We start from the raw sequence: 12384 nt of genomic DNA on the forward strand, positions 1-12384 counted from the left end.
GTGTTAAAGTTATTTTGTGTTCATCTGTTCCTGAAAACAGTCTGCTAACCTGCCCAGATGTAAACCGTCCATTAATCCATGATGAACGTGCACTGACATGTTCATAGTACGTTTTCCTGACTCGGAAGTCATCATTTTTCCAAAAGAAATCTTGGGGCAGCTGTCCGGAAAAGTAAAGCTTCGGGCATGAGAAAGCGAAGTAAAGTTTAACCACGGAATAGCCGAAAAGTGAATCAGATTATCATCATCAAAAGATCTGGTAAAAAGTCCGGTAGTGTTTTGAACGCGTTTGATTTCGGCTAAAGCATTTTTTTCAAAGATTTTATAATCGGGATTATATTCAATTAAAGAAAATCCAAAAGTGCCGTCTTCGCGGCCAATAGTGGCCGATGCATCGATACGATCGTTGATGTATATCTGGTTTTCTGAAATTCGGTACTTGAAATTCTCAATCGAATTTACAGCGGTTAAGGTTTTATGCAGATAGAAAATGAAGAAAGAAGTGTTCATTTCTTTGGCCGTTTGGTAAGCTTTAGTACAGTCAATTTCGACAGTGGCACCAAAAAATGGTTCTTCCATTTTGCTGAAATGGGCAAAATGTTCTTTTCTGTTCCAGTTTTCTAAGTCTAAAAGTGTTTTCATTATAGTAAATTGTGGACTACCTCGGTAATCTTTTCAAAGGAGCTGAAATGTTTATGCTCGACTTTATGGTTTATTTTTTCGTGTTCCCAAGTGGTGTGAAACGGAATATGAACGGCATATCCGCCAATACCCAAAACCGGAAGCACATCTGATTTTAATGAATTGCCTATCATTAAAAATTCATGTGCCTGAATATCCAAACGGCCAAGGAGTTTTTGATAGTCGATTTCCTGTTTGTCTGACATGACTTCGATGTGGTGAAAATAATGCCCTAAACCGGAACGGTGCAATTTACTGTGCTGATCTTTTAAATCGCCTTTTGTAGCCACAACCAGTTTGTATTTTCCGTGAAGTGCCTGCAGCGTTTCTTCGATTCCGTCCAAGAGTTCGATGGGTTTTTCAAGCAGTTCTTTTCCGTACTGAATGATTTTTTCAATGACTTCAACAGGAATGGTATTGTTCGAAATATTCATTGCAGCTTCGATCATCGAGAGGATGTAACCTTTGATTCCATAACCGTATAAAGGCAGATTGGCTATTTCAATTTTGAATAGTTCCTGCGAAATTCCCTGATGCGAAAGATAATCTTCCATCAAAGCGCAGAATTTATGTTCGGTTTCCTGAAAGTAGGGTTCGTTTACAAATAAAGTATCATCGGCATCAAAGGCGATTACTTTTAAGTTTGGTATTTTGCTTTTATGTAACATTGTTTTTTTGTTTCAAGTTTTTACTTGTTTCAAGTTTCAGGTTTTTTGCCACGACCCGAGCGATAGCGAACAGGCAAAGCAATTCACGAGTTTTTTAAATCTGCGTGAAACTTTTTAAGCTATATCTCACGAATTTGGACTAGTTTTTTTAAATTAAATTTACCCAAAAGGAGACAATATTTTAATTAGCTTTTAGAAAACAATCTTTTTAAAGAAATGGTTTTATCGTAAAAAGTAATTCGGATTCCGAAAAGTAATATGATACCGCCAAAAACCATTTGTAAAGTTATTTTTTCTTCTAAGAACATCCAAGCCAAAACAGACGTAATTACGGCCTGGCTTAATAAACTTAATGAAACTCTCGTGGCACGCATGTGCTGTGTGGCATAGCTGATAGAAAGCCAGGCACACAATTGACAAATTACAGCTTGTAAAAGAAGTACAAACCAGCCCGTATCTGAAAACCCGGTGAAAGGCTGATCCAGACTCAGGCACAAAATACCCAAATAAATACTTGAAGCTGTTAAACTGATGGTCATAAACGACAAGACATCAACTTGCGACAATACGTTTTTGCTGATTAAAAGGTAAATCGAATACAAGATTCCTGATAAAACTGCAAACAAAAACGCCTGATTAAAATTGAGTTCGATAAAAAAATCAAAACCAACCAAAGTGATCATTCCTAATAAGGCAAAAAGAGTCCCAATCCAGAAATTTACGGCAGGTTTTGTTTTTAAAAAGAAGAAAGACCCAATGCCAACCCAAACCGGAGATAAATTAGTCAGCAGCGAAGCCTGGGTCGCGCTTGATTCCTGAATGGCGATATTCCAAACTGCAACATCTGAAGCAAACAAAATACCGCAAAGTGCTGCCAAAAGTGTAAACTTTAAAGTCGGAATTTTAAAGCTTCTGCTGAAAAGCACATAGGGCAAAAGCAGTGTCACCGCAAATAACATTCGGTAAAAAGCCGAAATTAATCCGGGTGTTAAACGCAGTTTTACCAGTATCGGAAAAATCGAAATGCAGAGTATACCGCAGATTAATGCCAATCTAGGTTTGGTAATTTTCATTGTGAATTTATTCTTGTATTAATTTTCAAAGATAGTTGAGAAAACGAATACTTTGAAAGTAAAAAACGCGAATCAATTAAAAATGGTAATTGGTTCGCGTTTTGATTATAACATATATGCGTTTCTACTGATCAGTAAATTTTCTAATTGTATATTCTTTGGTTTTATTGTCATAATAACCAACGTAATAATTGTCATCCATTTTAAATAAAGTCTGCGAAGATATATCGGTGTTTTTCTCAAAAAAAGTTCGGATTTTATCGTAGGCTAATGTTGGGACATCTCCTGCGATATGATTATTATCTCTATCAAATAAAGCATCAATTTTAACTACTTTTCGGTTTGCATACGAATTAAAACTGTCCATTGTTGGGTTTGTAAGGGCAATATAAAGAAGAGCGCCAACAAGACCAAATTGACCAAGAACCGCTTGGGAACCACCGTTTCCTGCTTCAGAAACACTTCCAATTGTAATTAAAGTTTTGTCTCCTAACTGATAACAGGAAAGACCAGAGTTGAGGTTGTTTAGTTTTCTAATAAACTGAGAGCTGTTTTCCAGAACCCTTTTGCTTCCGCTGCTTTCCTGATTTATTTCTGAATTTTTAAACTCGATTGGTTTAGATGCGTAGGCTGTAAAATCTTTCAATACATTATCATCTAAATCTTTTATGCTGAAATAGAAACGGTCAGATGACGATTTAATCTGGTAGATTTTTTTGTCAAAATAAAAAGAATTTGAATTCAGATCTGTGCGGTAATCAGACTGGATTAGAGGTTTTTTTAGGAGTTTTTCTGTACCTGTAAAGTTTTTAAGATCTAAGATTATTACTTGTGTATAATCGATGTTTGTATCTATGGTAATTACAATCTCTTTGCCGTCAAAATAACATTTTCTTTTGAAAGCACCATCTGTTATTGATGTCAGGTTTTCCGGGGCAATGTATTTGAGTGAAAACGGCGCTTCAAACGGAAGAAATTTTTCTTCTAAAACACCGTAGAGATTGGTTCTTTTATACATGGCGTCAAAGAAATGAAAATCTTTTAATTCGATTGATTTTTCTTCATGTTTACCATTTTGGTCGAAAATATGTAATTTAAAAGTGTTACTTTTTTTAAGAACACTCAAAAGGTAGAACGTATCATCTTTACTGAATTTTTGCAGGACTTTCTCGTCTTTTAAAGGCAGTGTGTATTCCTGAGTGGTGATTTGGCGGGAAGTAAAGTCGAAATACTGAGAAAATATTTCGTCGAAATCTACAGATGACCAGTACAATCTTGAGTTAGTATTGTTTAGGTTGTAGCCAATCATGCGGACATATTTTTTGATATTTGGTCTTGGAGCCGAAATACTGTCTGCAATCTGCATTTGGCTGTTTAAGCGGATAGCCTTTACTTTTTCTTTATCACTGACAAATAAGGTTGTTTCTTTTGTCTGATTATTAACGATTTGAAAAACATCTCTGTTCTTCTTAAGGGCGACAGGAATAGAGTTTACAACGTCTTGGGAGAAGCCCATTATGCTGCTTAATACTAAACAGCTGGTTAGTAGTTTTTTTAACATTGGTTATGTTTTTGGTTTTCTGAAATTTTAAGCGAATATCTGACTTTTTTCTTTAACAGAAATAGATGCGAAAATATATTTTCAGTAAAAAAAACGCGAATCAATTAACAGGATTAATTGACTCGCGCTTTTTTATTTTAAGAAAGAAGTTTTACTCTTTCGTTTCTTCAACCTCAATAGTTGGAGGAACTTCCAGTGCATCTTCGCCTTTTAAATAACTTGGTAAATTTAAACCGGCCATATTGAATAAATCGTTTAATGGCGGAACGGTTTTCATCATGCCCGAAACAAAGTTGGCTGTGGAGCCGTTTTCGCCCTGACCATTTCCTGAATCCCAAACGGTGATTTTATCGATTTTGATATTTTTAACCGCTTCAACCTGAGTTTTAACCAGTTCAGGAAGTTTTTCCAATAATAAAAGCTGGAACGCTTTGCTTGGATCTCCGCCCGCCGCAGCCACAACATCTTTGTAACCTTCGGCTTGTTTGGTTAAGATTTCAAATAATCCTTTTGCTTCGGCTTCCATTTTTGCAAAAATAGCATCGGCTTCTCCTTTTGCATTTTCTCTAATAGTTTCGGCAGCGGCCTGTGCTTCGATAATTGCTCTTTGTTTAGCAATTTCGGCAGGAACCACAACGTTTGCAATTTGGGTAGAACGTTCTCTTTCAGAACGTGCCAGCTCAGCTTTCTGTTCAGCAATGTACGATTCTTCTAAAGCTTTTGCTTGTTGTACTTTTTCGGCCGCTATTGCGACACGCAATGATTCTGCTTCTTTTTCTCTACGAAGCGCCTCAGAATTGGCAATGGCAATTTTGGCCTCGTTTTCTCCCTGAATTGCAATCGCATTAGCTTCAGAAGTTTTTACCCTTGTATCTCTTTGTGCTTCTGCTTTTCCAATAGTTTCGTCTCTGGATGCTGTTGCAATACTAATTTCTTTATCTTTTTGGGTAATTGCGATTTTTACATCACGATCTCTGTGTGTTTCTGCAATTTGTGTATCTTTTTCTCTATCGGCAAGAGCCTTACCAATTTCCCCGATTTTTTCCTGCTCAGCCACACTGATTTTTGCTTCGTTGATCGCTTTTGCAGCAGCTTCTTTTCCTAAAGCTTCAATATAACCTGATTCGTCTCTAATATCGGTAACGTTTACGTTGATTAATTTTAAACCAATTTTTTTAAGCTCACTGTCAACGTTTTTCGAAATATTGTCAAGGAATTTATCACGGTCTGAGTTGATTTCTTCGATAGTCATGGTTGCGATAACCAAACGCAGCTGACCAAACAGGATATCTTTTGCCAGTTCCTGAACCTGCTCTGATGATAAGCCTAATAATCTTTCGGCGGCAGTGTTCATACTGTCTGATTCTGTCGAAATTGCAATGGTAAATCGGCACGGAACATCGACTCTAATATTTTGTCGGCTCAATGCATTGGTTAAGTTGGCTTCGATCGAAAGCGGTTTTAAATCCAGAAATGAATAATCCTGAATAACCGGCCAGATAAAAGCACCGCCGCCGTGTACACATCGTGCAGAGGTACCGCCGGTGCGCCCGTAAATAACTAAGATTTTATCTGAAGGACAACGTTTGTACCTCGATATTAATGCCGAAATTGTTACGAATAATACGATTGCCGCAACTGCAATTAAAATAATTGGGTTCATGCTATTTATGTTAAATGGTTTCTACAATTAAAATGTTGTTTTCGATTTTGATCACTTTTACTGCTGCGCCGGACGGAATTCTTTCGTTTTCGGTCATGGCTTCCAATTCATGATAGGCACCGTTTACGCTGATCATGATTTTACCTTTTCCGGTTTTGTGTTCTGGAATTGTTAAATAAACTTCGGCAGTTTTGTCTAAAGTACTGGTGATTTTAAAAGAATTGTCTTCGGCCAGTTTTTGCACTTGTTTGATTACGAAGAAAAACAAAAGCACAAACAAAACGCCTACAACAAGAGATAAAACAATAAGAAACCAAGGCTTTTCGCCAATTGTTGAATAAAATGAAATTCCGGTCCAGCTGAAACCTAAAAGAAAGTTGACGAGGTTTCGCAGCGAGAAGACCTGAAAATCCATATCTCCATCATGAAAATGCCCGTCAAAATCGGTATCGAGACCATCCGAAATATCGAGACCCGAAAAGGTAATGATGGTTTGAATAAGAAAGATTAAACTTGTTGGAATAGCGATATACCAAAAGGATTTAAGTAAGGCGGGCAAACTTTCTAACAGCTCCATAATTATCGGGTTTTTCGAATAACATTTGGTTGCTAATATCTTACTTTTTATGAAAGAAAACTAATTTATGTTAAAAATCGATTTTCTGTGTGTTTCTTCTTTTTTATGAGACAGAAAAGTTAAACCATAAAACAAACAAACCCCCTGCTTTAGATGTATGAGAAATATCCAAAATGAATTTTTTTCCCTAGTTTCCATAGGACATCATGGCAGGGGAAATGTTGTTTTTATTATGAAAAAAGAGGGATTAAATTTGTTTTTGAGTGGTATTATGCGGTGAGCATTTTTTGGTAAGCTTTCCTGATTTCCAGATCCGAAAAAGGTTCAAGTGCTTTTACCAGTGTTTTGATCGTGTTACTGCAGTTGATCATTTTGATACGAAGATCTTGATAATCGCCAACTTCAGTTACCAGAATGGCGTCGAAAATTTCGGCCATTTGTTCCGGTTGATCTCTAATTTCATCTTCAAACCAAATGTCTGATAGAAATTGTGCCATTGCTGTCATTACAGCCGTTTCTGTTGTTTTTTCATTTTCTTTTTGCATATCGAAAATATTAAACGCACGAAACCCTCGCTTTAGATGTGCAAAAATACCCAGAAGGATAGATTTCCCGAGTTTCCATAGGGGCATCATGGCGAGGGTTCGCTTATTTTGACTTTAATTAAGTTCAGAATTACTTCTGGTATTTTTGCAAGACAAACATACAATTATAAACTTATATAAAAGTAAAAAACATGAGAAATTTCTCATGTTTTTAATATTTCGATTCTAGAAAGAACTTCTTAGTTCACTGTAGCACCATTTGGCGCATCAGCATCCGGGTTTACAAAAACCAGTTTTCCTTCTGCATTGGTTGTCATCAGGATCATTCCCTGACTTTCAACACCGCGTAAAGCTCTTGGAGCTAAGTTTGCTAAAACAGAAACTCGTTTTCCGATGATTTCTTCAGGAGAAAAACTTTCGGCAATTCCTGAAACAATCGTACGAACATCGATTCCCGTATCTACTTTAAGAACTAAGAGTTTGTTTGCTTTTGGCATTTTTTCTGCCTCAAGAATAGTTCCGATACGAATATCCATTTTCGCAAAATCCTCAAACTGAATTAAATCTTTTTGCGGTTCAGCTTGTTTGTTTTCGGCAAGATTTGCTGTTTTTGTTGCTTCCAATTTATCTATTTGTTTTTGTATTTCTTCGTCTTCGATTTTAGCGAAAAGTAATTCTGCTTCGCCAATTTTATGTCCAGATGCAATTAATTCTGAATTATCTGTAACATCAGACCATTTCAGGTTTCCTTCATTTTTAAGGATTCTTGAAAGTTTAGCAGCTGTAAAAGGTAAAAACGGTTCTGCTAAAACGCTCAAAGCGGCAGCAATTTGCAAGGCCACATACATTTGAGTTTTTACACGCTCCGGATTGTCTTTCATCACTTTCCAAGGCTCTTCGTCTGCCAGATATTTATTTCCTAAACGGGCAACATTCATTAATTCGCCAAGAGCTTCGCGGAATCTGTAACGCTCAACCGAACTTGAAATCACGGCCGGATATGCTTTTAATTCAGCTAAAGCTGCTTCATCAATTTCAGTCAATTCGTTTGGAGTCGGGATAACACCATCGTAATATTTGTTGGTTAAAACCACAACACGATTTACAAAGTTTCCGAAAACAGCAACCAATTCGTTGTTATTTCTCGCCTGGAAATCTTTCCATGTAAAATCGTTATCTTTTGTTTCCGGCGCGTTTGATGTTAAAGCATAACGCAGAACATCCTGCTTGTCCGGGAACTCTTCTAAATATTCGTGTAACCAAACGGCCCAGTTTTTAGAAGTCGAAAGTTTGTTTCCTTCTAAATTCAGGAACTCATTTGCCGGAACGTTGTCTGGTAAAATGTAGCTTCCTTCGGCTTTTAACATTGCCGGGAAAATAATACAATGGAAAACAATATTGTCTTTTCCGATAAAGTGAACCAATTTCGTTTCTTCATCTTTCCAATACGGTTCCCAGTCTTTTCCTTCGCGCGCTGCCCATTCTTTTGTAGAAGAAATATAGCCAATTGGGGCATCAAACCAAACATAAAGTTTTTTTCCTTCGGCACCTTCAACCGGAACGTCAATTCCCCAGTCAAGGTCACGTGTTACGGCGCGAGGCTCAAGTCCTGCGTCGATCCATGATTTTACTTGTCCGTAAACATTGGTTTTCCAGTCGTTTTTATGTCCGACCAAAATCCATTCGGTTAAAAAATCAGTATATCTATCTAAAGGTAAAAACCAGTGTTTTGTTTCTTTTAAAATTGGAGTTTCTCCGGTAATAGTCGATTTTGGATTGATCAAATCGGTTGCGTTCAGGGTAGATCCGCATTTTTCGCACTGATCTCCGTAAGCTTCCGGATTATCACATTTAGGGCAAGTTCCCACAACAAAACGGTCTGCCAAAAACTGATTTGCTTTTGCATCGTATAATTGTTCTGTAACTTCTTCAATAAAATCTCCTTTATCATACAATGTTCTAAAGAATTCCGAAGCCGTTTCGTGATGGATTTTTGCAGAAGTTCTTGAATAATTGTTGAATGAAATTCCGAAATCTGAGAATGATTTACGGATAATTCCATCGTATTTATCTATAACTTCCTGTGGTGTAACTCCTTCTTTTTTGGCTTTCATCGAGATTGCAACCCCGTGTTCATCGCTTCCGCAGATAAATGCTACATCTTTTCCCTGCAATCTTAAATATCTCGAATATATATCTGCCGGCACGTAAACCCCCGCCAAATGTCCAATATGGATTGGTCCATTTGTATAAGGCAAAGCAGCCGTAATGGTATATCTTTTTGGATTCTGTGTCATTATATGAATTTTATTGAGTGCAAAAATAAGCAATAGAATTGAGATTTTATTGACATGAATATTTTTACCGTTGAGATTGGCAAAGTTTTTCGCATTTTTTACCACAGAGATGCGCAGAGGTTTTTCGCGGAGTTTCGCAAAGAGATTTTATTTGAGAGAAGAAATAATCTCTCAGAGCCGCAAAGGCGCAGAGTTGCAAAGGAATTTTTCAGCCGGCTTTAGCCAAAAAATAAGTTTGGCTAAAGCCTTTTTAAAAATTAATTTCTATGATAACCTCCAGCTAAAACTGGAGGCAATTGAAAATCTCTTTGAGGATCTCTGTGGTAAAAACGAATAGCAGAACCAAAACATAAAATAGAACCAGTTTAAACTAGCCCATCATATAAAATCTTCAAAATATATTTCGCAATCTTTGCCATCCAAAAAAACAGCAAAAACAAATTTTATGAGCAAGACAAAATTAATAATCAACAAAAACGGGTCGATAAAAATCGAAGGCGATTTTGAAATCATGGACCCTGAAGGAGCACTTTACGGTTTACAGGGAAGATCTGCACTTGGTCTTTGCCGCTGCGGATTATCTGCAAACAAACCATTTTGCGATGGCGGACACAGAAATAACTTCGAACACGATTCTGTTGCGTTTGATTTACCGCCAATGAAAACGAATTAAGTGTTTTTAGTTTCGATATAAAAAAACTGCATTTTCAGGATGCAGTTTTTTTTTGTTTTATAAATAAAGTTCCCCTTTCATGGTTATAATCGAAGAACCTCCAACCAAGATATCATTTTCACGGTTCATGACTTCGATAATTGAGGGCTGATTTAACTTAACGCCTTGGAGAATTTTATATTCCTGATTTAGTTTTGTGTATTTTTTTTGGGTTAGAAATCCAATCAGTGGACCTGCTGCAGTTCCGGTTGCGGGATCTTCATTGATTCCTATTATGGGATTGAAAAATCGGGCTTCGGCAATGTTGCCCTGATTTTGGTCTGAAATAGTAAAACAATAAAAACCTTCAGACTGGTATTCTTTCGAAATTTCAATCAGCAGTTTGTTATCGGGAACGAAATCGTTCAGGATACTGCTGTTTTTAATAGGAACCATCATGTGTGCCGCTTCGGTTTTTACAATTGTGGGCACAAAGTCGCTGCTGTCTAAGTCTTCAATTTTAAGACCCAGTGCTACAGCCAGTTTATAAGTTGGGATTTCTTGTTTGATAACAGCTGTTTTTTGATGCATTTGTACAACCGGATATTGTGTAACGGGATCAAAACTAACCGTTACCGGAATTGGCGAATGGTTCATTATTACAAAAGTGCTGTCCTTGGATTGTTCGTCAAAAATGGGCATTTTTTTTAGCAGTGCGCCGCAAACAGCCCCCAGTAAATTGTGTCCTGCGCCGTCGATTTCGATTCCGGTTGGGGTAAACGAACGTACTTTTAAAGCTTTTTGTTCTTTTGAGTAGTAAATGAAAGAAGTTTCGGAATAGCCAAATTCTTTTGAGATGTCCTGATAGATTTCTAAATCCAGGTTACCATCTGTAAAAACTACAGACAAAGGGTTGCCTTTGTAACTTTCGTTTGAGAAGACGTCTAAAACGTAATATTCTAATGCTTTTCTTTCCTTCATTCTTTCCTGTTTTGGCGCTAAACACTTTTTGAAGGAATAAAATTACGGTTTATTCTTGTATTTACTTGTAGGATTTATTTTTTATAGGTTATTTTAGTATTACTTTATGATTAAAAGCAGGCTTTCAGAATCAAAGGTTTCAGGATCAGTGGTTTTTAAAATAAGTTTTTCGCCACTCTCAAATGCAATGGTTATTCTGCTGTTGTTTTGCTCGGGTTCGCACCAGATTTTGGCGATTGTTCTTTCGAAAAGATTAAACTCGGAGGTTTTGTCGATATAACTAAAACTGTCATCTTCTTCAATTTCAAGTTCGTCAAAATTCCAGTCTTCCCAAAAACCAATACCGATATCAAGAAAATACTGATGCCAGTTATGATTCTCAACTTTTAAATAAACAATAACGGGTTCTTTGGTTTCCGGATTTTCACAAACGACCAGTTTCTGTAATTTTAGACCGTCAAATTCAGTAAATAAGAAAGTATCATCCTGAAAAATTCTTCCTCGTTCTTCTTCCATATTTATACTATTCGTTTTTGTTCTGCGCTGAACTTTATTACTTTCTCTAATCTCGAAATTCTGGTTTTTTCCTGTTTGGCACTCATAATAATATGAATTACTACTTTTCTGTAGGATGGTGCCTGATTACTAAAATATTCCCACGCTGTTTTATTGGCTTTAAATTGTTTTTCGAGTTCCGGATCAAGAATATAAGCTTCGTTTTCGTGCGAATAAATTTTGGATCTTTCTTCAGATCTTAATTCGAAAGCCTTTATACCTTCGGGTTTCATTAATCCGGCTTTGGTAAGATTTTCGATTTTTTTGATATTGATGGCACTCCAGATGCTGGTTTTTTTTCTGGGAGTAAACCTGATAGAATAACTTTCTTCATCAATAGATCTTCGGATACCATCGATCCAGCCAAAACAAAGTGCCTGATCTACAGATTCTGACCACGACATAGATGGTTTTTTGCTCTTCACTTTATAAAACCCCACTAAAAGTTCGGTTTCGTTTTGGTGATGCTTTTCTAACCATGCTCTGAACTTTTCCTGGTTTGAGAAGAAAGTTGGATTCATTAATAATGACGTTTCGATTTCATTGTATAAAAATATAATAAAACAGCAGTAAACAAAAGTGTACTGCTGTTTTTTACGACTTTATATATTTTGACATTCTATTCGAAAACCACTTTTTTATTGCTTTTGGGCATTTGAACAATATGATACGGCTGTGTAATTACAGTTCCTAAACCTCCGGGTTTTAATTGTTTTACTTGAACAAATATGCGGTTATTGGTTTGAGTAATTTTGGTAATATCTATAGAATAACCACTATAGTTTCTCACCTGATCAATAACAGCAATAATTTGATATTTTTTAAAATCAATATTTAGAGGCATACTGTTTTCCCAAGATTTAGGCTCCAGCTTGTATTTTTCCATTAAAATATCCAATTGTTTTTGGTTTTTAACGACAAGATTTGCTTTTTGATTAGTGTAATCTCCGCTGAAATGATCCCCATAAAAAACACTTGAAAATTCTACGTTTAATGGTTCTGATTCATCACTGCTGCAACCCGTAAGGATAAATAAAATCGTGAAAATAAATAAAATCTGTTTCATGGTTTTTGGTTTTTTAGTAATTAGCCTTAATTGTAAAATGCTATTTATTAAATAGATGTGATTTT

The 12384-nt window shown here is 36.4% G+C and carries 14 protein-coding genes; 2 read left to right on the forward strand and 12 right to left on the reverse strand.

Going from position 1 to position 12384, the window contains the following annotated elements; all coding sequences use genetic code 11:
- Positions 1-9: 9 nt before the first annotated feature.
- The 8 genes from OZP11_RS15225 to metG all read right to left on the reverse strand — a co-directional run bounded on the left by OZP11_RS15225 (position 10) and on the right by metG (position 9065).
- Entirely contained in the window at positions 10-642 is a 633-nt protein-coding gene (locus OZP11_RS15225; RefSeq protein WP_281231410.1) for a chloramphenicol acetyltransferase, read from the reverse strand.
- A complete protein-coding gene (locus tag OZP11_RS15230) occupies positions 642-1349 on the reverse strand; it encodes an HAD family hydrolase (RefSeq protein ID WP_281231411.1) in 708 nt (235 codons plus the stop codon). Before OZP11_RS15230 ends, OZP11_RS15225 begins: the two co-directional genes overlap by 1 nt.
- A gap of 185 nt (positions 1350-1534) precedes the next feature.
- Positions 1535-2422 (reverse strand): DMT family transporter, encoded by an 888-nt coding sequence (locus OZP11_RS15235; RefSeq protein ID WP_281231412.1) that lies wholly within the window; start codon positions 2420-2422, stop codon positions 1535-1537.
- 124 nt (positions 2423-2546) lie between these two features.
- Positions 2547-3983: a hypothetical protein gene (locus OZP11_RS15240; RefSeq protein WP_281231413.1), complete on the reverse strand. Its 1437-nt coding sequence runs from the start codon at positions 3981-3983 to the stop codon at positions 2547-2549.
- 151 nt (positions 3984-4134) lie between these two features.
- Entirely contained in the window at positions 4135-5646 is a 1512-nt protein-coding gene (locus OZP11_RS15245) for a flotillin family protein (RefSeq protein ID WP_281231414.1), read from the reverse strand.
- Positions 5647-5656: 10 nt separating this feature from the next.
- Positions 5657-6223, reverse strand: coding sequence for an NfeD family protein (locus OZP11_RS15250; RefSeq protein ID WP_281231415.1), 567 nt, complete (start codon positions 6221-6223; stop codon positions 5657-5659).
- 269 nt (positions 6224-6492) lie between these two features.
- On the reverse strand, positions 6493-6768 hold the full coding sequence (locus OZP11_RS15255) for a hypothetical protein (protein WP_281231416.1): 276 nt from the start codon (positions 6766-6768) through the stop codon (positions 6493-6495).
- A gap of 239 nt (positions 6769-7007) precedes the next feature.
- The gene (gene metG, locus OZP11_RS15260; RefSeq protein WP_281231417.1) at positions 7008-9065 is read right to left on the reverse strand and encodes a methionine--tRNA ligase; all 2058 of its coding nucleotides are present in this window, start codon (positions 9063-9065) and stop codon (positions 7008-7010) included.
- A 151-nt stretch (positions 9066-9216) separates the two neighbouring features.
- Here metG and OZP11_RS15265 point away from each other — a divergent pair, with 151 nt between their 5' ends.
- Complete coding sequence (locus tag OZP11_RS15265) at positions 9217-9402, forward strand: hypothetical protein (RefSeq protein WP_281231418.1); 186 nt, start codon at positions 9217-9219, stop codon at positions 9400-9402.
- Positions 9403-9510: 108 nt separating this feature from the next.
- Entirely contained in the window at positions 9511-9738 is a 228-nt protein-coding gene (locus OZP11_RS15270) for a CDGSH iron-sulfur domain-containing protein (protein WP_012022943.1), read from the forward strand.
- Positions 9739-9795: 57 nt separating this feature from the next.
- On the opposite strand, the gene OZP11_RS15275 is transcribed toward OZP11_RS15270, so the two are convergent.
- The 4 genes from OZP11_RS15275 to OZP11_RS15290 all read right to left on the reverse strand — a co-directional run bounded on the left by OZP11_RS15275 (position 9796) and on the right by OZP11_RS15290 (position 12319).
- A complete protein-coding gene (locus OZP11_RS15275) occupies positions 9796-10698 on the reverse strand; it encodes a PhzF family phenazine biosynthesis protein (RefSeq protein WP_281231419.1) in 903 nt (300 codons plus the stop codon).
- A gap of 99 nt (positions 10699-10797) precedes the next feature.
- Entirely contained in the window at positions 10798-11214 is a 417-nt protein-coding gene (locus OZP11_RS15280) for a hypothetical protein (protein ID WP_281231420.1), read from the reverse strand.
- A 2-nt stretch (positions 11215-11216) separates the two neighbouring features.
- Positions 11217-11774 (reverse strand): YdeI/OmpD-associated family protein, encoded by a 558-nt coding sequence (locus OZP11_RS15285; protein WP_281231421.1) that lies wholly within the window; start codon positions 11772-11774, stop codon positions 11217-11219.
- A gap of 98 nt (positions 11775-11872) precedes the next feature.
- Positions 11873-12319 (reverse strand): protease complex subunit PrcB family protein, encoded by a 447-nt coding sequence (locus tag OZP11_RS15290; protein ID WP_281231422.1) that lies wholly within the window; start codon positions 12317-12319, stop codon positions 11873-11875.
- Between the last annotated feature and the right edge of the window lie 65 nt (positions 12320-12384).

Origin of the sequence: Flavobacterium gelatinilyticum (genome assembly GCF_027111295.1) — a bacterium.
Taxonomy (GTDB): Bacteria; Bacteroidota; Bacteroidia; order Flavobacteriales; family Flavobacteriaceae; genus Flavobacterium; species Flavobacterium gelatinilyticum.